Raw genomic sequence first — 23,111 nt, 5'->3', positions numbered from 1 at the left:
ATGACCCTCAATTCTTGAACGGGAACTTGAACGCGGCGAGGAGCGCACGGGCCTCCTCGTCGGTCTTCGCCGTCGTCGTGATGCTGATGTTCATCCCGCGCAGCGCATCGATCTTGTCGTACTCGATCTCAGGGAAAATGATCTGTTCCTTGACACCGAGGTTGTAGTTGCCACGACCGTCGAAGCCCTTCGCAGCAATCCCGCGGAAGTCACGCACGCGCGGCAGCGCGATGGTGATCAGACGATCGAGGAATTCGAACATGCGCGGACCACGGAGCGTGACCATGCAGCCGATGGGATAGCCGTCGCGAATCTTGAAACCCGCGATCGACTTGCGCGCTTTGGTGCTCACCGGCTTCTGGCCGGCGATCTTGGTCATGTCACCAAGCGCGTTCTCGAGGATCTTCTTGTCGCCGACCGCTTCGCCGACACCCATGTTGAGGGTGATCTTGGTGATGCGCGGCACTTCCATGACGGACTTGTAGCCGAACTGCTGCTTGAGCGCCGGCGCGACTTCGTCCTTGTAAACTTGTTGCAAGCGAGCCATCGTCACTCCTTAGGCGTTCACCAGCTCGCCGTTCGACTTGAAGAAACGGACCTTGCGACCGTCCTCAAGCGTCTTGATCCCGACGCGATCACCTTTTTGGGTGGCGGGATTGAACAGCGCGACATTCGACACGTGGATCGGCATTTCCTTTTCGACAATGCCCCCCACCTCACCCTTGAGCGGATTCGGGCGGACGTGCTTCTTCACCCGATTCACACCCTCGACCACGACACGCTCATCATCAACGCGGCGCAGCACGGTGCCACGACGGCCACGATCCTTGCCCGTCAGCACCAACACTTCGTCACCCTTGCGGATCTTGTTCATCTACGGACTCCTCAGAGCACTTCGGGCGCCAGCGAGACGATCTTCATGAACCGCTCGGTGCGCAGCTCGCGCGTGACCGGCCCGAAAATGCGGGTGCCGATCGGCTCGAGCTTGTTGTTCAGAAGCACGGCCGCGTTGTTGTCGAACTTGATCAGCGAACCGTCGGGACGACGAACACCCTTCGCAGTGCGAACGACGACCGCATTGTAGACATCGCCCTTCTTCGCACGACCGCGCGGCGCAGCATCCTTGACGGTCACCTTGATGATGTCACCCACGCCGGCATATCGGCGCTTGGAACCACCCAGGACCTTGATGCACATCACCGAGCGTGCGCCGGAGTTATCGGCCACGTCCAGCTTGGACTGCATTTGAATCATGAAAGTATCTCCAACTTATCCCGCATTCGCGGACAGTCTTGGAACCCGTCAGGGTAGGATGCCCCGAGCGAGCCCCGGAGCAAAGAGGCGTAAGTATAACAGCCTGGCACCGAAGCGCCAAGCTGTTTTTTTCTGCGACTTGCCAGTAACTCTGATCAGATGATGCGTGCCTTCTCGAGCACCTTGGCAACACGCCAGGTCTTGGTGCGCGAGATGGGACGGCATTCCTCGATCTCCACCAGGTCGCCCTGGGCCGCAACGCCGTCTTCCACGTGCGCGTGGTACTTGGCGGAACGGGTGATGATCTTGCCATACAGCGGGTGCTTGACCCGGCGCTCGACGAGAACGGTCACGGTCTTCTGCATCTTGTCGCTCACCACACGCCCAACCAGCGCGCGGCGAACCTTTTCAACTTGTTCGCTCATTGCTGCCCCGCCTTTTCGCGCAGGATGGTACGCACGCGTGCGATGTCACGACGAACCTTCCCAATCTGACTCGTGTTGCCAAGCTGCTGGGTAGCGTGCTGCATACGCAGCGAGAATTGCGCCTTCAGCAGTTCCAGCAACTCCTTGTTCAACTCATCGGCGCTTTTTGCGCGGAGTTCATTCGCCTTCATGTTCAACCCCCAATCTGGCGGACAACAAACACCGTCTCGATCGGCAGCTTGGCGGCAGCAAGCCGGAAAGCTTCACGAGCGAGGGCTTCATCCACGCCGTCCATTTCGTAGAGCACCTTGCCCGGCTGAATCTCTGCGACCCAGTACTCGGGGTTACCCTTACCGTTACCCATACGAACCTCAGCCGGCTTCTTCGAGATCGGCTTGTCCGGGAAAATCCGGATCCAGATGCGGCCGCCACGCTTGATGTGACGGGTCATCGCACGACGGGCCGACTCGATCTGCCGCGCAGTCAGTCGACCGCGACCAACCGCCTTGAGACCGTACTCGCCGAACGACACCTTCGCACCGCGCGTTGCAATGCCGGTGTTGCGGCCTTTCTGCTCCTTCCGGTACTTCCTTCTAGTCGGCTGCAGCATCATTCACTCCTGCTTTCTTCTTGCCGGCCTTCGCCACGACGGGCGGGGCGGCGACCCGGACGCTCACCGTCGCGCGGGGCGCCACGACGGCCACGGCGGTTATCGGCTTCCGGCTCGGCAGCGGCGGGCTGCTCGTTGCGACCGAGCATCTCGCCCTTGAACACCCACACCTTGATGCCGATGATGCCGTAGGTCGTCTTCGCTTCCGAAACGCCGTAGTCGATGTTCGCGCGCAGGGTGTGCAGGGGCACACGACCTTCGCGATACCACTCGGTACGGGCGATCTCGGCGCCGTTCAGGCGGCCCGCGCTCATGATCTTGATGCCCTGGGCACCGAGTCGCATGGCGTTCTGCATCGCACGCTTCATGGCGCGACGGAACATGATGCGCTTCTCGAGCTGCTGGGCGATCGAATCGGCGACGAGCTTGGCGTCGAGTTCGGGCTTGCGCACCTCCTCGATGTTCACATGCACCGGCACGCCCATGATCTTCTGCAGATCACGCTTGAGCGCCTCGATGTCCTCGCCCTTCTTACCGATGACAACACCGGGACGGGCGCTGAACAAAGTGATCCGGGCGTTCTTCGCCGGACGCTCGATCACCACGCGACCGACCGAAGCGTGCGACAGGCGCTTCTTCAGGTAATCGCGAACCTTCAGGTCCTCGTGCAGCATGCCCGGAAAGTCCTTGCTGGAAGCGAACCAGCGCGAACCCCAGTCACGCGTGACGGCGAGGCGGAACCCAGTGGGATGGATTTTCTGACCCATGTTTACTCCTTACTCGCCAACGGTCAGGTAGACGTGGCAGGTGGGCTTCAGGATGCGGTTGCCGCGACCCTTCGCACGCGCGGTGAAGCGCTTGAGCGTCATGCCCTCTTCCACGTGAATGGTCTTGACCTTCAGCGTGTCGATGTCGGCGCCGTCGTTGTGCTCGGCATTCGCGATTGCCGATTCGAGCACCTTGCGGATGATCTTCGCGCCCTTCTTGGGCGAGAAAGCGAGCGTGTTGAGCGCCAGATCGACGGGCTTGCCGCGGACCAGGTCGGCCACCAGACGACCCTTCTGGGCCGACAGCCGAACGCCACGGAGAATAGCTTTGGTTTCCATGTCGTCCCCTTAACGCTTGGCCTTCTTGCTGGCGGCGTGACCCTTGAAGGTACGCGTCAGCGCGAATTCGCCGAGCTTGTGACCGACCATGTTCTCGGTCACGAATACCGGAATGTGCTGCTTGCCGTTGTGCACCGCGATCGTGAGCCCGATGAAGTCGGGCAGGATCGTGGAGCGGCGCGACCAGGTCTTGATCGGGCGCTTGTCGTTGCTCGTCCGGACGGCGTCGACCTTCTTCAGCAGGTGCGCGTCGATGAACGGGCCTTTCTTGATAGAACGTGCCATCTTTTACCCCTTAACGCTTGTGACGACGCTGCACGATCATGTTGTCGGTGCGCTTGTTCGAACGCGTCCGATAACCCTTGCTCGGCGTACCCCACGGGCTCACCGGCTCGCGCGCTTCGCCGGTACGGCCTTCACCACCACCATGCGGGTGATCGACCGGGTTCATCGCCACACCGCGAACGGTCGGGCGGATACCGCGCCAGCGATTGGCACCAGCCTTGCCGATCTTGCGCAGGCCATGCTCTTCGTTACCGACTTCACCGATGGTCGCGCGGCACTCGACGTGCACGCGGCGAATCTCGCCCGAGCGCAGACGCAGCTGGGCGTAGGAGCCCTCGCGCGCGAGCAGCTGGACCGACGTACCGGCAGCGCGTGCGATCTGCGCACCCTTGCCCGGAATCATCTCGATGCAGTGGATCGTCGAACCGACCGGAATGTTGCGGATCGGCAGGCTGTTGCCCGGCTTGATCGGCGCTTCCGAGCCGCTGATCAGCTGCGTCCCCACCTCGACGCCACGCGGCGCGATGATGTAGCGGCGCTCGCCGTCGGCGTAGCACAGCAGCGCGAGGTGTGCGGAGCGGTTGGGGTCATACTCGATACGCTCGACCTTGGCCGGAATACCGTCCTTGTTGCGACGGAAATCCACCAGACGATAGTGCTGCTTGTGGCCACCACCCTGGTGGCGCACGGTGATGCGGCCGTTGTTGTTACGACCGGCATTCTTGCTCTGCTTCTCGACAAGCGAAGCAACCGGGCGCCCCTTGTACAGGCTGGGATTAACAACCTTGACCTGGGCGCGGCGACCGGCGGAAGTCGGCTTGAGTTTTACGATTGCCATGATCTATCACTCCCCGGCCGCAAAGTTGATTTCCTGGCCGGGCTTCAGACACACGAAAGCCTTCTTCCAGTCCTTGCGGCGACCCATGGTCTTGCCAAAACGCTTGGCCTTGCCCTTGACGTTCAGAACCTGCACGGACTTGACTTCGACCTTGAACAAGGCCTCGACCGCCGCCTTCACTTCGGGCTTGGTCGCGTCAGATGCAACCTTGAACACCACCTGCTCGTTCTTGTCGGCAACGAAGGTTGCCTTCTCGGAGATCTGCGGGGCGAGCAGCACCTGCAGCAGACGTTCCTGACTGATCGCGCTCATTGCCACGCTTCCTCCATCTTCGCCAGCGCGCCCTTGGTGACGAGCACCTTCGGGAAACGCACGAGCGACACCGGATCCGCCTCACTCACTTCAAGCACCAACACCTGATGCAGGTTGCGCGAGGACAGGAAAAGGTTTTCATCCATCTGGTCGGTAATGACGAGGACGGAGTCCAGGCCCATACCCTTTAGCTTCTGCGACAGCAGGCGCGTCTTCGGCGCCTCGACGCTGAAGGAGTCGACCACTGCAAGACGGTCTTCGCGGGCCAGTTGCGACAGGATCGCAGCCACGCCGGCACGGTACATCTTGCGGTTAACCTTCTGGCTGAAGTTCTCGTCCGGGGTGTTCGGGAAGATCTTGCCGCCCCCGCGCCACAGCGGGCTCGACGCCATACCGGCACGCGCATTACCCGTACCCTTCTGGCGGAACGGCTTGCGGGTCGACTTGGCGATCTCGGAACGCCCTTTCTGCTTGCGGTTGCCCGAGCGCGCGTTCGCCAGATAGGCGGTCACGACCTGGTGCACAAGCGCTTCATTGTAGTCACGGCCGAACAGCACGTCCGACGCCTCGAGCGTCGACGCAGCCTGACCCTGATCATTCAACAGCTTCAATTCCATAGCGCGCTCCTCAGGCCTTGACCGCCGGACGGACGACCACGTCGCCACCCTTGGCACCCGGCACCGCACCCTTCACGAGAAGGAGCTGGCGCTCGACATCAACACGAACGACCTCGAGACCCTGGGTGGTGCGCTGCACGTTTCCGTACTGACCGGCCATGCGCTTACCGGGGAAGACACGACCCGGATCCTGGGCCATACCGATCGAACCCGGGGAGTTGTGCGAGATCGAGTTACCATGCGAGGCACGGTTCGACGAGAAGTTGTGGCGCTTGATCGGCCCGGAGAAGCCCTTGCCGATCGTCACACCCGTGACATCGACCTTCTGCCCGACCTGGAAGAGGTCCGCACCGATGGCATCACCGGCATTCATGCCGCCGGCCTGCTCGGACTCGATACGGAATTCCTTGATGCCACGGCAAGGCTCGACACCCGCCTTGGCGAGATGACCCGCAACCGGCTTGGTGATGCGACTGGCGCGACGCTTGCCATAAGCGATCTGGACCGCGGCGTAGCCGTCGGTTTCGACCGTCTTGATCTGGGACACACGATTGTCCGACACGTCAAGCACCGTCACCGGAATGGTCTTACCATCCTCGGCGAAGATGCGAGTCATGCCGACCTTGCGTCCAACAAGGCCTAGACTCATTTTTTTCTCCTGAATCCCGGTTGCGATTGACCGGGGGTCAAATTATTGCGCCAAAAGGCACAAAGGCCGGATTATACCGGCCTATTCCAAACTTCCGCAAGCGGCGAAGACTTACTGGAGCTTGATCTCGACATCCACGCCGGCAGGCAGATCCAGCTTCATCAGGGCATCGACGGTCTTGTCGGTGGGGTCGATGATGTCCATCAGACGCTGGTGGGTACGGATTTCCATCTGGTCGCGCGACGCCTTGTTGACGTGCGGCGAGCGCAGCAGGTCGAAGCGTTCGATCCGGGTGGGCAGCGGCACGGGGCCGCGCACGACGGCACCGGTACGCTTGGCGGTGTCGACGATCTCGAGTGCCGACTGATCGATCAGGCGGTAGTCGAAGGCCTTGAGGCGGATGCGAATCTTCTGGCTTTGCATGATGTGTTTCCTAAAGAGCGGAAAGAGCGAAAAGAACGAGCGGGCGGCGGCAGCGCCGCCGCCCGCGTCTGGGCGAATTACTCGATGATCTTGGCGACGACGCCGGCGCCGACGGTACGACCGCCTTCGCGGATCGCGAAGCGCAGACCTTCTTCCATGGCGATCGGGGCGATCAGCTTCACGGTGATCGACACGTTGTCGCCCGGCATGACCATCTCGGTACCTTCGGGCAGCTCGATCGAGCCGGTCACGTCGGTGGTACGGAAGTAGAACTGCGGACGGTAGTTGTTGAAGAACGGGGTGTGACGGCCGCCCTCTTCCTTCGACAGCACATACACCTCACCGGTGAAGTGGGTGTGCGGCTTGATCGAACCCGGCTTGCACAGCACCTGGCCGCGCTCGACGTCTTCACGCTTGGTGCCGCGCAGCAGCACGCCCACGTTGTCGCCCGCCTGGCCCTGGTCGAGCAGCTTGCGGAACATTTCAACGCCGGTGCAGGTGGTCTTGACCGTGGGCTTGATGCCGACGATCTCGATTTCCTCGCCAACCTTGACGATGCCGCGCTCGACACGACCGGTCACCACGGTGCCGCGGCCCGAGATCGAGAACACGTCCTCGATCGGCAGCAGGAAGGGCTTGTCGATCGCACGCTCCGGCGTCGGGATGTAGCTGTCGAGCGCCTCGGCCAGGCGGAAGATCGCCGGCTCGCCGATGTCGGACTGGTCGCCCTCGAGCGCCTTCAGCGCCGAACCCTTGATGATCGGCACGTCGTCGCCCGGGAAGTCGTACTTCGACAGCAGCTCGCGCACTTCCATCTCGACCAGCTCGAGCAGCTCTTCGTCGTCGACCATGTCGCACTTGTTCAGGAAGACGATGATGTAGGGCACGCCCACCTGACGGGCCAGCAAGATGTGCTCGCGCGTCTGCGGCATCGGACCATCGGCGGCCGAGCACACCAGGATCGCGCCGTCCATCTGCGCCGCACCGGTAATCATGTTCTTCACGTAGTCGGCGTGACCCGGGCAGTCCACGTGCGCGTAGTGACGATTCGCGGTCTCGTACTCGACGTGCGCGGTGTTGATGGTGATGCCACGCGCCTTTTCTTCCGGCGCCGCGTCGATCTGGTCGTAGGCCTTGGCCTCGCCGCCGAACTTCTTCGTCAGCACGGTCGTGATCGCTGCAGTCAGCGTCGTCTTGCCATGGTCAACGTGGCCAATCGTGCCAACGTTCACGTGCGGCTTGGTACGTTCGAACTTACCCTTCGCCATGTTCGTGGGTCCTCGTGTTGTGGTTACTGAATGACAGGATTACTTGCGGCTGCTGATGACGGCTTCGGCAACGCTCTTGGGTGCTTCGGCGTAGTGCTTGAACTCCATCGAGTACGTTGCACGACCCTGCGTCAGCGAGCGCAGCTGGGTAGCGTAACCGAACATCTCGGCCAGCGGCACCTCGGCTTTGATTTCCTTCATGCCACCCGGGATGTCGTCCATGCCCTGGACGATGCCACGACGACCCGACAGGTCACCCATGACGTTGCCCATGTAGTCTTCCGGCGTCTCGACCACCACGGCCATCATCGGCTCGAGCAGCACCGGGCTGGCCTTGCGCATCGCGTCCTTGAAGGCCATCGAGCCGGCCATCTTGAAGGCGTTTTCGTTCGAGTCCACATCGTGGTACGAACCGAAGTGCAGCGTGACCTTGACATCGACCACCGGAAAGCCGGCGAGCACGCCGTTGTTCAGGGTTTCCTGGATACCCTTGTCCACTGCGGGAATGTATTCACGCGGCACCACGCCACCCTTGACCGCATCGACAAACTCATAGCCCTTGCCCTGCTCGGCCGGCTCGAGATTGATGACGACGTGACCGTACTGGCCGCGACCGCCCGACTGCTTGACGAACTTGCCTTCGACGTCGTTGGCCGCCTTGCGGATGGTTTCGCGATAGGCGACCTGCGGCGCGCCGACGTTGGCCTCGACGTTGAACTCGCGCTTCATGCGGTCGACGATGATCTCGAGGTGCAGCTCGCCCATGCCCGAGATGATGGTCTGACCCGACTCCTCGTCGGTACGCACGCGGAAGGACGGATCCTCGGCCGCCAGGCGACCCAGCGCGAGGCCCATCTTCTCCTGGTCGCTCTTGGTCTTCGGCTCGACAGCGACGTGGATCACCGGGTCCGGAAAGACCATGCGTTCGAGGATGACCGGCGCGGACAGATCGCACAGCGTTTCGCCCGTCGTCACGTCCTTGAGGCCGACCACGGCAGCGATGTCGCCCGCCAGCACTTCCTTGATCTCTTCGCGATCGTTGGCGTGCATCTGCAGGATGCGACCGATGCGTTCCTTCTTGTTCTTGACCGAGTTCAGCACGGTCGAGCCCGACTCCAGCACGCCCGAGTAGACGCGGATGAAGGTGAGCTGCCCAACGAAGGGGTCGGTCATCAGCTTGAAGGCCAGCGCCGAGAACTTCTCGTCATCCTTGGCATAGCGCACGACTTCCTTCTCGTCGTCATCGACGCCAGCGACCGGCGGGATGTCGATCGGCGACGGCAGGTACTGGATGACCGCATCGAGCATGCGCTGCACGCCCTTGTTCTTGAACGCGGTGCCGCACAGCATCGGCTGGATCTCGCACGCCAGGGTGCGCGCACGCAGACCGGCGATGACCTCCTCCTCGGAAAGCTCGCCTTCCTCGAGGTACTTGTTCATCAGCTCTTCGTTGGCCTCGGCAGCCGCCTCGACCATGTTCGAGCGCCACTCTTCAGCCGTCGCCAGCAGCTCGGCCGGGATTTCGTGGTATTCGAACTTCATGCCCTGGGAAGCCTCGTCCCAGATCACCGCCTTCATCTTGAGCAGATCGACCACGCCCTTGAAGCTGTCTTCCGCCCCGATGGGAATCACCACCGGCACCGGATTCGCCTTCAGGCGGGTCTTCATCTGATCGACGACCTTGAAGAAGTTGGCACCGGAACGGTCCATCTTGTTCACGAAGGCAAGACGCGGCACTTTGTACTTGGTCGCCTGGCGCCACACCGTCTCCGACTGCGGCTGCACACCACCGACCGCGCAATACACCATGCACGCACCATCGAGCACGCGCATCGAACGCTCCACCTCAATGGTGAAGTCGACGTGACCCGGGGTGTCGATGATGTTGAAGCGGTGCTCGGGGTAGGACTGATCCATACCCTTCCAGAAGCAGGTCACCGCCGCGGAGGTAATGGTGATCCCGCGCTCTTGCTCCTGCACCATCCAGTCGGTGGTCGCCGCGCCGTCGTGCACCTCACCCAGCTTGTGGCTCACGCCAGTGTAGAAAAGGATGCGCTCGGTGGTAGTCGTCTTACCGGCGTCGATGTGAGCGGAGATACCGATGTTGCGGTAGCGCTCGATGGGAGTCTTGCGAGCCACGTTATACCTGCCTTCCGTTATGCGCGCTTCTGGCGCGATGAACTGTTCTGTGCGTTAGAAAACATTCGAGCCCTTTACAGGGCCCGATTTACCGCTGGCGACGAAAATCAGAAGCGGTAGTGCGAGAACGCCTTGTTCGCTTCGGCCATGCGGTGAACTTCTTCACGCTTCTTCATGGCGGAGCCGCGACCTTCGGCCGCCTCGAGCAGCTCACCGGCGAGGCGCTGCGCCATCGACTTCTCGGCGCGCTTGCGGGCCGCCTCACGCAGCCAGCGCATCGACAGCGCCATGCGACGCGAGGGACGCACCTCGACCGGCACCTGGTAGTTGGCACCACCGACGCGACGGCTCTTGACCTCGACCACCGGCTTGACGTTCGCCACCGCCGACGAGAACACCTCGAGCGGATCCTTGCCGGACTTGGACGTGATGTGATCAAACGCACCATAGACGATGCGCTCCGCAACGGACTTCTTGCCCGACTGCATGATCACGTTGATGAACTTCGAGACATCCTGGTTTCCGAACTTCGGATCCGGCAGAACCTCGCGCTTGGGTACTTCACGACGACGCGGCATGACAACCTCTCGCTAAATTTCTTGGGCCAACAATCAGGCTTTCTTCGGGCGCTTGGCACCGTACTTCGAGCGCGACTGCTTACGATCCTTGACGCCCTGGAGATCAAGGGAACCGCGGACGATGTGGTAGCGCACACCAGGCAAGTCCTTGACACGACCGCCGCGGATCAGCACCACCGAGTGCTCCTGCAGGTTGTGGCCTTCACCGCCGATGTACGAGATGACCTCGAAGCCGTTGGTGAGACGCACCTTGGCGACCTTACGCAGCGCCGAGTTCGGCTTCTTCGGGGTCGTGGTGTAGACGCGGGTGCACACACCACGCTTCTGCGGGCAGGCCTCGAGCGCCGGGACCTTGCTCTTCGCAACTTCCATCTGGCGCGGCTTGCGGACAAGCTGATTGATTGTTGGCATAGCTTAAGAATTTCCCATAAGACCGCGGCAGCCCACCATGGGCCGCCGCGGGCGGATTATTCCGGCTGCGACTGACTACGATTGGTCAGTCCACAAAAAAGAGGCCGGAGTTTAGTCCGAGACCCGAACCGAAGTCAACTGGCCTCGATATCCTGCTGCGTTTCGACAACGTCCTCCGCCGGCGCCCAGGCATGTTCGGCGCCCAGGTCGGCACCCTCTTCCTGCGCCTTGCGGCTGCGGTGGTAAGCCAGACCGGTACCCGCCGGGATCAGGCGGCCGACGATGACGTTCTCCTTCAGGCCACGCAACTCGTCGCGCTTGCCCATGATCGCCGCCTCGGTCAGCACGCGGGTGGTCTCCTGGAAGGACGCCGCGGAGATGAAGGAGTCGGTCGACAGCGAAGCCTTGGTGATGCCGAGCAGCACATTCTCATACTGCGCCGGCAGCTTGCCTTCGGCCTCGAGGCGATCGTTCTCGTCGAGCACCTCGGAGCGTTCCACCTGTTCCTCGCGGATGAAGCGGCTGTCGCCCGAATCGGTGATGACAACGCGCCTCAGCATCTGGCGCACGATCACTTCGATGTGCTTGTCGTTGATCTTCACGCCCTGCAGTCGGTAGACGTCCTGCACCTCGTCGATGATGTAACGGGCGAGTTCGTTGATGCCCTGCAGGCGCAGGATGTCGTGCGGATCGGCCGGTCCATCGACGATCAGTTCGCCCTTGTTCACCACCTGGCCGTCGTGCACCATCAGGTGCTTGTCCTTCGGGATCAGGAACTCGTGTGAGTTGCCGTCGGGCTCGGTGATCACCAGGCGCTGCTTGCCTTTGGTCTCCTTGCCGAAGGACACCGTGCCGGTGTACTCGGCGAGCATGCCCGCGTCCTTGGGCGCACGGGCCTCGAACAGCTCGGCCACGCGCGGCAGACCGCCGGTGATGTCGCGCGTCTTGGCCGATTCCTGCGGAATCCGCGCCAGGATGTCGCCGACGTTGATCTGCTGGCCGTCCTTCACCGTGATCAGCGAGCCGACCTGGAAGGTGATCGCCACCGAGTGCTCGGTGCCGGCGATCTTCACTTCCTCGCCGCTCTCGTCGAGCAGTTTGACCTGCGGCCGCACGCCCTTGGCGGTGCCGGTGCTCGAGCGCCGCTTGGAGTCGATGACCACCAGCGTCGACAGGCCGGTGACCTCGTCGATCTGCTTGGCGACCGTCGCGCCCTCCTCGACGTTCTCGAACTTCACCGTACCGGCGTATTCGGTCACGATCGGGCGGGTGTGCGGATCCCAGGTCGCGAGTTGGGTGCCCGCCTTGATCGCGGCACCATCGTCGACCAGCAGCAGCGCGCCGTAGGGCAGCTTGTGACGCTCGCGCTCGCGGCCCATGTCGTCGGCCACCACCAGTTCCGCCGAACGCGCGATGACGATCTTCTCGCCCTTGCCGTTGGAGACGTAGCGCATGTTGCCGGCAAAGCGCAGCGTGCCCGCCGACTTCGACTCGACCCCGCTGGCCGACGCCGCGCGCGAGGCCGCACCACCGACGTGGAAGGTACGCATGGTCAGCTGGGTGCCCGGCTCGCCGATCGACTGGGCAGCGATGACGCCCACCGCCTCGCCGGCGTTGACCATGGAGCCACGACCGAGGTCGCGGCCGTAGCACTTGGCGCACAGGCCGTAACGGGTCTCGCAGGTCAGCGGCGTACGCACCTTGACCTCATCGACGCCGAGGCTCTCGATCAGTTCGACAGCGTCCTCGTCGAGCAGGCTACCGGCCTCGATCGCCGTCTCCTGCGTCTCCGGGTTGACCACGTCCTCGGCGCAGACACGCCCGAGGATGCGCTCGCGCAGCGGCTCAATGACCTCACCGCCCTCGATCAGGGCCTTCATCGAGAAGCCTTCGCGGGTGCCGCAATCGTCCTCGATGACCACCAGATCCTGCGTCACGTCGACCAAGCGACGCGTCAGGTAGCCGGAGTTCGCGGTCTTCAGCGCGGTATCGGCCAGACCCTTACGGGCGCCGTGCGTCGAGATGAAGTACTGCAGGACGTTCAGGCCTTCACGGAAGTTGGTCGTGATCGGCGTCTCGATGATCGAGCCGTCCGGCTTCGCCATCAGGCCGCGCATGCCGGCGAGCTGACGGATCTGAGCCGCCGAACCGCGCGCACCCGAGTCAGCCATCATGTAGATCGAGTTGAAGGACTCCTGACGCACGGTCTTGCCGGTGCGATCGACGACTTCTTCCGAGCCGAGCTGCTCCATCATCGCCTTGGCGACCTGATCGCCACAGCGGCCCCAGATATCCACCACCTTGTTGTAGCGCTCGCCGTCGGTCACCAGACCGGAGGTGTACTGCTGGGCGATCTCCTTGACCTCGGACTCAGCAGCACGGATCAGGTCATGCTTGGCGTTGGGCACCAGCATGTCCTTGACCGCGATCGACAGACCCGCGCGCGTGGCCAGGCCGTAGCCGAACTGCATGAGCTTGTCGGCGAAGATCACCGTCGCACGCAGACCGCAGCGGCGGAACGAGGCGTTGATGAGCTTGGAGATCTCCTTTTTCTTCAGCGCCTTGTCGATCACGCTGAAGGGCAGGCCGGCAGGCAGGATCTCGGACAGGATGGCGCGACCGGCGGTCGTCTCGTGACGCACGATCTTCTCGATGCGCTCGCCATTGGGGCCGAGGTCGGCCTCCTTGAGGCGGACCGTGATGCGGGCATGGAGCGCGATCTGGCCGGACTCGTAGGCGCGCTTCACTTCCGACACGTCGGTGAAGATCATGCCCTCGCCGGGCACGTTCACGCCTTCGCGGGTGGCGTAGTAGAGGCCGAGCACGATGTCCTGCGAGGGCACGATGATCGGCTCGCCGTTGGCGGGCGACAGGACATTGTTGGAGGCCAGCATCAGGGTGCGGGCTTCCATCTGCGCCTCGAGCGACAGCGGGACGTGGACCGCCATCTGGTCGCCGTCGAAGTCGGCGTTGAAGGCCACGCAGACCAGCGGGTGAAGCTGGATCGCCTTGCCTTCGATCAGCACCGGCTCGAAGGCCTGGATGCCGAGGCGGTGCAGGGTCGGCGCTCGGTTGAGCATGACCGGATGTTCGCGGATCACCTCTTCGAGGATGTCCCACACCACCGGCTCCTGCGACTCCACCATCTTCTTGGCCTGCTTGATGGTCGTGGCCAGCCCCATCAGCTCGAGCTTGTTGAAGATGAAGGGCTTGAACAGCTCGAGTGCCATCAGCTTGGGCAGGCCGCACTGGTGCAGCTTGAGTTGCGGACCCACGGTGATCACCGAACGGCCCGAGTAGTCGACGCGCTTGCCGAGCAGGTTCTGGCGGAAGCGGCCGCCCTTGCCCTTGATCATGTCGGCGAGCGACTTCAGCGGACGCTTGTTGGCGCCGGTCATGGCCTTGCCGCGACGGCCGTTGTCGAGCAGCGAGTCGACCGCCTCCTGCAGCATGCGCTTCTCGTTGCGCACGATGATGTCGGGGGCCTTGAGCTCGAGCAGCCGCTTCAGACGGTTGTTGCGGTTGATGACGCGACGATAGAGGTCGTTGAGGTCGGAGGTCGCGAAGCGGCCGCCGTCCAGCGGCACCAGCGGGCGCAGGTCGGGCGGCAGCACCGGCAGGACCTCGAGCACCATCCATTCGGGCTTGATGCCCGACTGCTGGAAGGCCTCGAGCACCTTCAGCCGCTTGGAGAACTTCTTGATCTTGGCTTCGGAGTTGGTGGTCTCGAGGTCGCCGCGCAGCTTCTCGACCTCGAGGTTGATGTCGAGCGTGCGCAGCAGCGAGCCGATGCCCTCGGCCCCCATCACGGCGTCGAACTCGTCGCCGTATTCCTCGACCTTGGCCAGGTAGTCATCCTCGGTCAGCAGCTGACCGCGGTTGAGCGGGGTCATGCCCGGCTCGACGACGACGAAGGCCTCGAAGTAGAGCACGCGCTCAATGTCACGCAGGGTCATGTCGAGCACCATGCCGAGGCGGCTCGGCAGGCTCTTCAGGAACCAGATGTGGGCCACCGGCGAAGCCAGTTCGATGTGGCCCATGCGCTCGCGGCGCACCTTGGACAGGGTCACCTCGACGCCGCACTTCTCGCAGATCACGCCGCGGTGCTTGAGACGCTTGTACTTGCCGCACAGGCACTCGTAATCCTTCACCGGGCCAAAGATCTTGGCGCAGAACAGGCCATCGCGCTCGGGCTTGAAGGTGCGGTAGTTGATGGTCTCGGGCTTCTTCACTTCGCCGTAGGACCACGACCGGATCTTGTCCGGCGACGCGAGACCGATGGTGATCGCGTCGAACTCTTCCTCGTTCGGCAGGGTTTGCTTGAACAGGTCAGCGAGCAGGCTCTTCATTGTTCACTCCATCCGGGGCGCAGCCGCCTTGGCCACGCCCCCGGGATTCAATCGCAGGCGGTTGGTCGGGTCGGAATCAGTTGCGGTCGAGATCGATGTCGATCGCGAGCGAACGGATTTCCTTCACCAGCACATTGAAGGACTCCGGCATGCCGGAATCGATCTTGTGCTCGCCCTTCACGATGTTTTCGTACACCTTCGTCCGGCCGGTCACGTCGTCGGACTTGACCGTCAGCATCTCCTGCAGCGTGTAGGCCGCGCCGTAAGCTTCCAGTGCCCACACTTCCATTTCGCCAAAACGCTGGCCGCCGAACTGCGCCTTGCCGCCCAGCGGCTGCTGGGTGACGAGCGAGTACGGACCGGTCGAACGCGCGTGCATCTTGTCGTCGACCAGGTGGTGCAGCTTCAGCACATGCTTGTAGCCCACGGTGACCTTGCGCTCGAAAGCCTCTCCGGTGCGCCCGTCGTACAGCGTGACCTGGCCACCGGTGGGCAGGCCGGCGAGCTCCAGCATCTGCTGGATCTCCGACTCCTTGGCACCGTCGAACACCGGGGTGGCAAAGGGCACGCCCTTCTTCAGGTTGGCCGCCAGCTCGCTCACTTCTTCGTCCTTCAGGCCGACGATGTCCTCGGACTTGCCGCTACCGTTGTAGATCTGGTCGAGGAAACCGCGCAGCTCGGTGGCCGACGCCTGCGCCTGTAGCATCTTGTCGATCTGCTGACCCAGCCCCTTCGCCGCCCAGCCCAGGTGCGTCTCGAGGATCTGCCCGATGTTCATCCGCGACGGCACGCCGAGCGGGTTCAGCACGATGTCGAGCGGCGTGCCGTCTTCCATGTAGGGCATGTCTTCGACCGGCACGATCTTTGACACCACGCCCTTGTTGCCGTGACGGCCCGCCATCTTGTCGCCCGGCTGCAGGCGACGCTTGACGGCGAGGTACACCTTGACCATCTTCTGCACGCCCGGCGGCAGTTCGTCGCCCTGGGTGAGCTTCTTCTTCTTGATCTCGAAGGCCTGCTCGAAGTCCTTGCGGGTGTTCTCAAGGCCTTCACGCACCGCCTCGAGCTGCACCGCCAGCGCCTCGTCGGCCAGGCGGATGTCGAACCAGTGGTAGGGCTCGAGGCCGTCGAGGTAGGCGTCGGTCAGCTCGCTACCCTTGGCCAGCTTCTTCGGACCGCCGTTGGCCACCTGTCCCAGGATCATGCGGCGGATACGCGCGAAGGCATCCCGCTCGACGATGCGCATCTGGTCGGCGAGGTCGGTCTTGAAGCTGCGCAGCTGGTCGTCGATGATCGACTGCGCACGCTTGTCGCGCTCGATGCCTTCACGGGTGAACACCTGCACGTCGATGACGGTACCGACCATGCCCGAGGGCACGCGCAGCGAGGTGTCCTTCACGTCGGACGCCTTCTCGCCGAAGATCGCGCGCAGCAGCTTCTCTTCCGGCGTCAGCTGGGTTTCGCCCTTGGGCGTGACCTTGCCCACCAGCACGTCGCCGGCCTCGACCTCGGCACCGATATACACGATGCCCGATTCGTCGAGACGCGACAGCTGGGCCTCGCCCAGCGAGGCGATGTCGCGGGTGATCTCCTCGGGTCCGAGCTTGGTGTCACGAGCAACGACCGTCAGTTCCTCGACGTGGATCGAGGTGAAGCGATCGTCGGCAACCACGCGTTCGGAGATCAGGATCGAGTCTTCGAAGTTGTAGCCGTTCCAGGGCATGAAGCCGACCAGCATGTTCTGGCCCAGCGCCAGCTCGCCGAGATCGGTCGATGCGCCGTCGGCAATCACGTCGCCCTTTGCGAGCACGTCGCCCACCTTCACCACCGGACGCTGGTTGATGTTGGTGTTCTGGTTCGAGCGGGTGTACTTGATCATGTTGTAGATGTCGACGCCGACTTCCCCCGGCAGGGTCTCGGCATCGTGAACGCGGATCACGATCCGGTTCGCATCCACATAGTCGACCACGCCACCGCGGCGCGCCTGCACCGCGGTGCCCGAGTCGACCGCCACGCGGCGCTCAATGCCGGTGCCGACCAGCGGCTTCTCGGGGCGCAGGCAGGGCACGGCCTGGCGCTGCATGTTGGCACCCATCAGCGCGCGGTTGGCGTCGTCGTGCTCGAGGAAGGGAATCAGCGAGGCCGCCACCGACACGATCTGGCCGGGCGCCACGTCCATGTACTGCACCATGTCCGAGGTCGCAAGCAGGAACTCGCCCTTGTGGCGGCAGGACACCAGGTCGCCCGCCAGCATGCCGGCCTCGTCGATCTCGGCGTTGGCCTGCGCGATCACGTACTGGCCTTCCTCAATCGCCGACAGGAAATCGATCTGGTCGCTGACCTTGCCGTCGATGACCTTGCGGTACGGCGTTTCGAGGAAGCCGTGGCGGTTGGTGCGGGCGTACACGGCGAGCGAGTTGATCAGGCCGATGTTCGGGCCTTCCGGGGTCTCGATCGGGCACACGCGGCCGTAGTGCGTCGGATGCACGTCGCGCACCTCGAAGCCGGCACGCTCGCGGGTCAGGCCGCCCGGGCCGAGTGCGGACACGCGACGCTTGTGCGTGATCTCGGACAGCGGGTTGGTCTGGTCCATGAACTGCGACAGCTGGCTGGAGCCGAAGAACTCCTTGATCGCGGCCGAGATCGGCTTGGCGTTGATCAGGTCGTGCGGCATCAGGTTGTCGGACTCGGCCTGCGACAGGCGCTCCTTGACCGCGCGCTCGACGCGCACCAGGCCGGCGCGGAACTGGTTCTCGGCCAGTTCGCCCACCGAACGCACGCGACGGTTGCCGAGGTGGTCGATGTCGTCAATCTCGCCGCGACCATTGCGCAGCTCGACCAGCACGCCGACGACGGCGAGGATGTCCTCGTTCACCAGCACGCCCGGGCCGTCCTCGCCCTGCGCGCCGACACGCTCGTAGAAGCGCTTGAGCCAGCCCGGTGCCTTGTCGTCGATCTTCTCGGGGTAGGCGCGGCGGTTGAACTTCATGCGACCGACCGAAGACAGGTCGTAGCGCTCCTCGGCGTAGAAGAGGCCGTTGAAGAGGCCTTCCACGGCGTCCTCGGTGGGCGGCTCGCCCGGACGCATCATGCGGTAGATCGCGACCTTGGCTGCCCACTGGTCGGCGGTCTCGTCGATGCGCAGCGTCTGCGAGATGTAGCCGCCGCGATCGAGGTCGTTGATGTACAGGGTGCGCAGCTCGGTCACACCGGCCAGGCGCAGCTTGTCGAGCAGATCCTCGGTGATCTCGTCGTTGGCGCGCGCGAGCACCTCGCCGGTCTCGGGATCGGCGATGTTGGTGGCGATGACGCGGCCAAGGAGGAAGTCATCCGGCACGGCCATGGTCTTGACGCCGGCCTGGTCGATCTCGCGGATGTGCTTCGAGGTGATGCGCTTCTCGCGCGCGACGATGACCTTGCCGTCGGGCGTGGTGATGTCGAAGCGGGCGACCTCGCCGCGCAGGCGCTCCGGCACCAGTTCGAACTGCGCGCCTTCGCCCTGCAGGTGGAAGGTGTCGGAGTCGTGGAAGGTGTCGAGGATCTCTTCCGGCGTCATGCCGATCGCGCGCAGCAGGATCGTGACCGGCATCTTGCGCCGGCGGTCGACGCGGAAGTAGAGGTAATCCTTGGGGTCGAACTCGAAGTCCAGCCAGGAGCCGCGATAGGGAATGATGCGCGCCGAGAACAACAGCTTGCCCGAGGAGTGCGTCTTGCCGCGATCGTGCTCGAAGAACACGCCCGGCGAGCGGTGAAGCTGCGACACGATGACGCGCTCGGTGCCGTTGATGACGAAGGAACCGGTCGTCGTCATGAGCGGAATCTCGCCCATGTACACTTCCTGCTCCTTCACTTCCTTGATCGTTTCCTTCGGCGCTTCACGATCCATGATCACCAGGCGCACGCGCGCGCGCAGCGGCGAGGCGAAGGTGAGGCCGCGCTGCTGGCATTCGGTGACGTCGAACGCCGGCTCACCAAGCATGTACTGCACGTACTCGAGACGGGCGTTGCCGCTGTGGCTCGAGATCGGGAAGATCGAGGTGAATGCGGCCTGCAGACCCTGGTTCCGCCGCGCCTCGGGCGGGGTGTCCGCCTGCAGGAATTCAGCAAATGACTCGATCTGGGTGGCGAGCAGGAAAGGCGCATCGAGCACGGCATCGCGCTTGGCGAAGCTCTTGCGGATACGTTTCTTTTCGGTGTAGGAATACGCCATGGATGCTCCGGCTAGAGGGCTAACATCGGAAAGACAGGACACAAAGTTCGGCTCGAACCGGTCAAGGGCCGAGGCCCGGATTCGGCAAACGTTCTGGCCTGCCATCGTTGATTGCGGAGCATGCCGCAACCTCGATTAGAAAGCACGAAAGGGCCGGCACTCCTGAGAGTGCCAGCCCCGCTGGTTCCGCGAGTATTACTTGATCTCGACCTTGGCGCCAGCTTCTTCCAGTTGCTTCTTCAGCGCTTCGGCGTCAGCCTTCGGCGCGCCTTCCTTCACGGTCTTCGGCGCGCCGTCGACCACGTCCTTCGCTTCCTTCAGGCCCAGGCCGGTCGCAGCACGCACGACCTTGATGACCTCGACCTTCTTGGCGCCGGCTTCGAGCAGCACGACGTCGAATTCGGTCTTCTCTTCCACCGGGGCAGCGGCAGCACCGGCACCCGGGGCGGCCACGGCCAGCGAGGCAGCGGACACGCCGAACTTCTCTTCGAACGCCTTGACCAGGTCGTTCAGTTCCATCACGGTCATGCCGGCAACGGCTTCCAGGATGTCTTCTTTGCTGATTGCCATTTCAAATCACTCCAGAATCGATACTTTTCAGAAAACTTGGGTAGCTGACTGCTGCGCTCAGGCGGCAGCGCCTTCTTCCTCGCGCTTCTTGGCGAGGGCGGCGAGCGCGCCAGCAAAGCCGGAGACCGGCGCCTGCATGACACCCAGCAGCTTGGCGAGCAGCTCTTCGCGGCTCGGGATCGAGGCGAGCGCCTGCACACCGGCCTTGTCGAGCGTGTTGCCCGCATAGGAACCGGCCCTCAGGACGATCTTGTCGTTACCCTTGGCAAAGTCGTTGAGCACCTTCGCGGCAGCGACCGGATCGGCCGAAATGCCATAGATCAACGGCCCTGTCAGCTGGTCGGACAGCCCTTCGAACGGCGTACCGGCAACGGCACGACGCACTAGGGTGTTCTTCAGCACGCGCAGATAAACGCCAGACTCGCGAGCCTTGGCACGCAGCACGGTGAGATCACCCACCGCAATGCCGCGATACTCGGCCACCGCGATTGTCTGGGCGTTGGCCACTTGTGCCGACACCTCAGCCACTACGGCTTTCTTGTCATCGAGATTGAGACCCACAGGCCTTTCCTCCTTTCAAGTCCACACGCGGATCACTCGTGGCGATCCGCACCCACGGCGACCTGGATCAGGAGCGCGGCCACCGAGGCAGCCAAATCCTGTTCTGAGCACACCGTCTACGCAGGCCATTTCTGCTTAAGCGCCGCCTTTCAGCAAGCACACCTGCGGTCTTTGACGATCCGCAGCCACGCTGTGCGCGGCCACGTCTCAAAGTTCTTTGAACGCGCCACCACGTGGGCGGCGCGTCACGGCAATCAGGCTGGGTTGAGGCTGCCCGGCTCCACACGCACGCCCGCACCCATGGTGCTGGAGACGGCGATGCGGCGCAGGTACACGCCCTTGGCAGCGGCCGGCTTGGCCTTGACGAGCGCGTCGATGAAGGCCGCCAGGTTCTGCTGCAGGGCATCAACCTCAAACGAAGCACGGCCGATGGTGGCGTGCACCAGACCGGCCTTGTCGGTGCGGTACTGCACCTGACCGGCCTTGGCGTTCTTGACCGCGGTGGTCACATCCATGGTCACGGTACCGACCTTCGGGTTCGGCATCAGGCCGCGCGGACCGAGGATCTGGCCGAGCTGACCGACCACACGCATGGCGTCCGGCGTCGCGATGCAGACGTCGAAGTTGAGGTTGCCGGCCTTGACCTGCTCGGCCAGGTCGTCGAAACCGACGACCTCGGCACCCGCGGCGCGGGCCGCCTCGGCCTTCTCGCCCTGGGCGAACACGGCCACGCGGACCGACTTGCCGGTACCGGCGGGCAGCACGACGGAACCACGCACGACCTGGTCGGACTTGCGTGCATCGACGCCGAGATTGACGGCGATATCGATCGACTCGTCGAACTTGGCGGTGGCGCATTCCTTCACCAGACGCAGGGCGTCGGCGACCGGGTAGGCCTGGTTGCGATCAACCTTGGCGCGCAGCGCCTGAACTCGCTTGGACAGCTTCGCCATGATTACAGGCCCTCCACGGTGATGCCCATGCTGCGGGCGGAACCGGCGATGGTGCGCACGGCGGCTTCCAGATCGGCAGCGGTCAGGTCGGGCTGCTTGGTCTTGGCGATTTCCTCGACCTGAGCGCGGGTGATCTTGCCGACCTTGTCGGTGTGCGGCTTGGGCGAACCCTTCTGCAGACCGGCCGCCTTCTTGATCAGGATGGTCGCCGGCGGCGTCTTCATGATGAAGGTAAAGGACTTGTCGGCGAAGGCGGTGATCACCACCGGAATCGGCAGGCCCGGCTCAAGACCCTGGGTCTTGGCGTTGAAGGCCTTGCAGAACTCCATGATGTTCAGGCCGCGCTGACCGAGCGCCGGACCGATCGGGGGGCTGGGGTTGGCCTTGCCGGCCGGCACCTGCAGCTTGATGTAGCCAATGATTTTCTTTGCCATTGCGGCTTGCTCCTGTATTGAGTGCTAGCGCACCGGACCCCGTCCGGCGCTCCTCGCGATGCCCGCACTCGTCGGTCGAGTGAACGGGCAACGGCAGGCCCGCGGGCCCGCCGTATCGCTCAGGTCTTTTCGACCTGGGCGAAATCCAGTTCAACCGGCGTGGCGCGACCGAAGATGGTCACCGACACGCGCAGCTTGTTCTTTTCGTAGTTCGCATCCTCGACCGAGCCATGGAAGTCCGTGAACGGACCTTCCTTGACGCGCACGACCTCGCCGATCTCGAACAGCACTTTGGGACGCGGCTTGTCCACGCCGTCCTGCATCTGCTGCATGATCTTCTCGACCTCCTTGTCGGAGATCGGCGCAGGCTTGTTGGCGGTACCACCAACGAACCCCGTGACCTTGGGCGTGGACTTCACCAGATGCCAGCTATCGTCGTTCATCTCCATCTCGACGAGTACGTAGCCGGGAAAGAACTTGCGCTCGGTGACGGTCTTCTGGCCGCCACGCATCTCGACGACCTCCTCGACCGGCACCAGAATCTGGCCGAAACTGTCCTGCATGCCAGCGCGATTGACGCGATCGATGAGCGCGCGCTGAACGGACTTCTCGAAGCCCGAATAGGCATGAACCACGTACCAACGCTTGGTCATATCACTTCCAACCCAGAACGAGATCGTACAGAACCCATTCCAGGGTCTTGTCCGTCAGCCACAGGAAGATTGCCATGACGACCACGAAGGCGAACACCAGACCCGTGGTCTGCATGGTCTCTTTGCGGCTCGGCCAGACGACCTTCTTGACTTCGGTGATCGATTCGCGCGCAAAGCCGATGAAGCGCTGCCCCTGGTCGGAAAAGGAGGCGACGGCGACGCCTGCCCCCACACCGACCAGCACGGACAACACGCGCAGCACGAGAGGCTGCTCGGAAAGCAGATAGAAGCCGACCACGCCGGCCGCCAACAGAGCCAGCGCCAGCGCGAATTTCAACTTATCGGCCATTGCGGATAACCACCCGGAAAATTATGGCAGGGGCAGAGGGAATCGAACCCCCAACCTTCGGTTTTGGAGACCGACGCTCTGCCAGTTGAGCTATACCCCTGCAGCAGAGACTGCAAA

The 23,111-nt window shown here is 63.2% G+C and carries 26 protein-coding genes and 1 tRNA gene; all 27 read right to left on the bottom strand.

Features of this window, described 5'->3' with window-relative positions; translation table 11 throughout:
• Positions 1 to 7 precede the first annotated feature (7 nt).
• Positions 8 to 547 carry a 50S ribosomal protein L5 gene (gene rplE, locus ACMV5O_RS12040; protein ID WP_416163691.1) on the bottom strand — a complete coding sequence of 180 codons (540 nt, stop codon included), beginning with the start codon at positions 545 to 547 and terminating at the stop codon, positions 8 to 10.
• 9 nt (positions 548 to 556) lie between these two features.
• On the bottom strand, positions 557 to 874 hold the full coding sequence (gene rplX / locus ACMV5O_RS12035; protein WP_002931597.1) for a 50S ribosomal protein L24: 318 nt from the start codon (positions 872 to 874) through the stop codon (positions 557 to 559).
• An 11-nt stretch (positions 875 to 885) separates the two neighbouring features.
• Complete coding sequence (gene rplN, locus ACMV5O_RS12030; protein ID WP_075148071.1) at positions 886 to 1,254, bottom strand: 50S ribosomal protein L14; 369 nt, start codon at positions 1,252 to 1,254, stop codon at positions 886 to 888.
• 155 nt (positions 1,255 to 1,409) lie between these two features.
• Positions 1,410 to 1,679, bottom strand: a complete 270-nt coding sequence (gene rpsQ / locus ACMV5O_RS12025; RefSeq protein WP_324537974.1) for a 30S ribosomal protein S17 — start codon at positions 1,677 to 1,679, stop codon at positions 1,410 to 1,412.
• Positions 1,676 to 1,870 (bottom strand): 50S ribosomal protein L29, encoded by a 195-nt coding sequence (gene rpmC, locus ACMV5O_RS12020; protein WP_324537975.1) that lies wholly within the window; start codon positions 1,868 to 1,870, stop codon positions 1,676 to 1,678. The genes rpsQ and rpmC overlap by 4 nt, the downstream gene beginning before the upstream one ends.
• A 2-nt stretch (positions 1,871 to 1,872) precedes the next feature.
• Positions 1,873 to 2,289, bottom strand: coding sequence for a 50S ribosomal protein L16 (rplP, locus tag ACMV5O_RS12015; protein ID WP_324537987.1), 417 nt, complete (start codon positions 2,287 to 2,289; stop codon positions 1,873 to 1,875).
• Positions 2,289 to 3,056, bottom strand: a complete 768-nt coding sequence (gene rpsC, locus ACMV5O_RS12010; RefSeq protein WP_416163690.1) for a 30S ribosomal protein S3 — start codon at positions 3,054 to 3,056, stop codon at positions 2,289 to 2,291. Before rpsC ends, rplP begins: the two co-directional genes overlap by 1 nt.
• A 9-nt stretch (positions 3,057 to 3,065) precedes the next feature.
• The gene (rplV, locus tag ACMV5O_RS12005) at positions 3,066 to 3,395 is read right to left on the bottom strand and encodes a 50S ribosomal protein L22 (RefSeq protein WP_416163689.1); all 330 of its coding nucleotides are present in this window, start codon (positions 3,393 to 3,395) and stop codon (positions 3,066 to 3,068) included.
• Between the two features lie 9 nt (positions 3,396 to 3,404).
• Positions 3,405 to 3,680 (bottom strand): 30S ribosomal protein S19, encoded by a 276-nt coding sequence (gene rpsS / locus ACMV5O_RS12000; RefSeq protein WP_004332378.1) that lies wholly within the window; start codon positions 3,678 to 3,680, stop codon positions 3,405 to 3,407.
• A gap of 10 nt (positions 3,681 to 3,690) precedes the next feature.
• A complete protein-coding gene (gene rplB / locus ACMV5O_RS11995) occupies positions 3,691 to 4,518 on the bottom strand; it encodes a 50S ribosomal protein L2 (RefSeq protein ID WP_416163688.1) in 828 nt (275 codons plus the stop codon).
• A gap of 6 nt (positions 4,519 to 4,524) precedes the next feature.
• Positions 4,525 to 4,821: a 50S ribosomal protein L23 gene (rplW, locus tag ACMV5O_RS11990; RefSeq protein ID WP_306415759.1), complete on the bottom strand. Its 297-nt coding sequence runs from the start codon at positions 4,819 to 4,821 to the stop codon at positions 4,525 to 4,527.
• A gap of 5 nt (positions 4,822 to 4,826) precedes the next feature.
• A complete protein-coding gene (gene rplD / locus ACMV5O_RS11985) occupies positions 4,827 to 5,447 on the bottom strand; it encodes a 50S ribosomal protein L4 (RefSeq protein ID WP_324537978.1) in 621 nt (206 codons plus the stop codon).
• 10 nt (positions 5,448 to 5,457) lie between these two features.
• Complete coding sequence (rplC, locus tag ACMV5O_RS11980; protein WP_416163687.1) at positions 5,458 to 6,096, bottom strand: 50S ribosomal protein L3; 639 nt, start codon at positions 6,094 to 6,096, stop codon at positions 5,458 to 5,460.
• Between the two features lie 111 nt (positions 6,097 to 6,207).
• Positions 6,208 to 6,519: a 30S ribosomal protein S10 gene (gene rpsJ, locus ACMV5O_RS11975; protein WP_107494444.1), complete on the bottom strand. Its 312-nt coding sequence runs from the start codon at positions 6,517 to 6,519 to the stop codon at positions 6,208 to 6,210.
• 77 nt (positions 6,520 to 6,596) lie between these two features.
• On the bottom strand, positions 6,597 to 7,787 hold the full coding sequence (gene tuf / locus ACMV5O_RS11970; RefSeq protein ID WP_416163677.1) for an elongation factor Tu: 1,191 nt from the start codon (positions 7,785 to 7,787) through the stop codon (positions 6,597 to 6,599).
• Between the two features lie 39 nt (positions 7,788 to 7,826).
• Positions 7,827 to 9,926, bottom strand: coding sequence for an elongation factor G (gene fusA / locus ACMV5O_RS11965; RefSeq protein WP_416163686.1), 2,100 nt, complete (start codon positions 9,924 to 9,926; stop codon positions 7,827 to 7,829).
• Between the two features lie 107 nt (positions 9,927 to 10,033).
• A complete protein-coding gene (gene rpsG, locus ACMV5O_RS11960; RefSeq protein WP_416163685.1) occupies positions 10,034 to 10,504 on the bottom strand; it encodes a 30S ribosomal protein S7 in 471 nt (156 codons plus the stop codon).
• Between the two features lie 33 nt (positions 10,505 to 10,537).
• Complete coding sequence (gene rpsL / locus ACMV5O_RS11955) at positions 10,538 to 10,915, bottom strand: 30S ribosomal protein S12 (RefSeq protein ID WP_002931569.1); 378 nt, start codon at positions 10,913 to 10,915, stop codon at positions 10,538 to 10,540.
• A gap of 134 nt (positions 10,916 to 11,049) precedes the next feature.
• Entirely contained in the window at positions 11,050 to 15,264 is a 4,215-nt protein-coding gene (gene rpoC / locus ACMV5O_RS11950) for a DNA-directed RNA polymerase subunit beta' (protein ID WP_416163684.1), read from the bottom strand.
• A gap of 76 nt (positions 15,265 to 15,340) precedes the next feature.
• Positions 15,341 to 19,474 (bottom strand): DNA-directed RNA polymerase subunit beta, encoded by a 4,134-nt coding sequence (gene rpoB / locus ACMV5O_RS11945; protein WP_416163683.1) that lies wholly within the window; start codon positions 19,472 to 19,474, stop codon positions 15,341 to 15,343.
• A 195-nt stretch (positions 19,475 to 19,669) separates the two neighbouring features.
• Positions 19,670 to 20,044: a 50S ribosomal protein L7/L12 gene (gene rplL, locus ACMV5O_RS11940; protein ID WP_004298409.1), complete on the bottom strand. Its 375-nt coding sequence runs from the start codon at positions 20,042 to 20,044 to the stop codon at positions 19,670 to 19,672.
• Positions 20,045 to 20,101: 57 nt separating this feature from the next.
• Positions 20,102 to 20,605, bottom strand: coding sequence for a 50S ribosomal protein L10 (rplJ, locus tag ACMV5O_RS11935; protein WP_416163682.1), 504 nt, complete (start codon positions 20,603 to 20,605; stop codon positions 20,102 to 20,104).
• 254 nt (positions 20,606 to 20,859) lie between these two features.
• Positions 20,860 to 21,558: a 50S ribosomal protein L1 gene (rplA, locus tag ACMV5O_RS11930; protein ID WP_416163681.1), complete on the bottom strand. Its 699-nt coding sequence runs from the start codon at positions 21,556 to 21,558 to the stop codon at positions 20,860 to 20,862.
• Positions 21,559 to 21,560: 2 nt separating this feature from the next.
• Positions 21,561 to 21,992, bottom strand: coding sequence for a 50S ribosomal protein L11 (rplK, locus tag ACMV5O_RS11925; RefSeq protein WP_416163680.1), 432 nt, complete (start codon positions 21,990 to 21,992; stop codon positions 21,561 to 21,563).
• Between the two features lie 119 nt (positions 21,993 to 22,111).
• Positions 22,112 to 22,645: a transcription termination/antitermination protein NusG gene (nusG, locus tag ACMV5O_RS11920; RefSeq protein WP_416163679.1), complete on the bottom strand. Its 534-nt coding sequence runs from the start codon at positions 22,643 to 22,645 to the stop codon at positions 22,112 to 22,114.
• A 1-nt stretch (position 22,646) separates the two neighbouring features.
• A complete protein-coding gene (secE, locus tag ACMV5O_RS11915; protein ID WP_416163678.1) occupies positions 22,647 to 22,994 on the bottom strand; it encodes a preprotein translocase subunit SecE in 348 nt (115 codons plus the stop codon).
• Positions 22,995 to 23,018: 24 nt separating this feature from the next.
• Positions 23,019 to 23,094, bottom strand: a tRNA-Trp gene (locus tag ACMV5O_RS11910).
• Positions 23,095 to 23,111 lie beyond the last annotated feature (17 nt).

It is taken from the genome of Thauera sp. WH-1, from assembly GCF_047806685.1.
GTDB lineage: Bacteria > Pseudomonadota > Gammaproteobacteria > Burkholderiales > Rhodocyclaceae > Thauera.
Note: the sequence above shows the minus strand (reverse complement) of the source record. Positions and strands in the feature narration are given on the sequence as shown.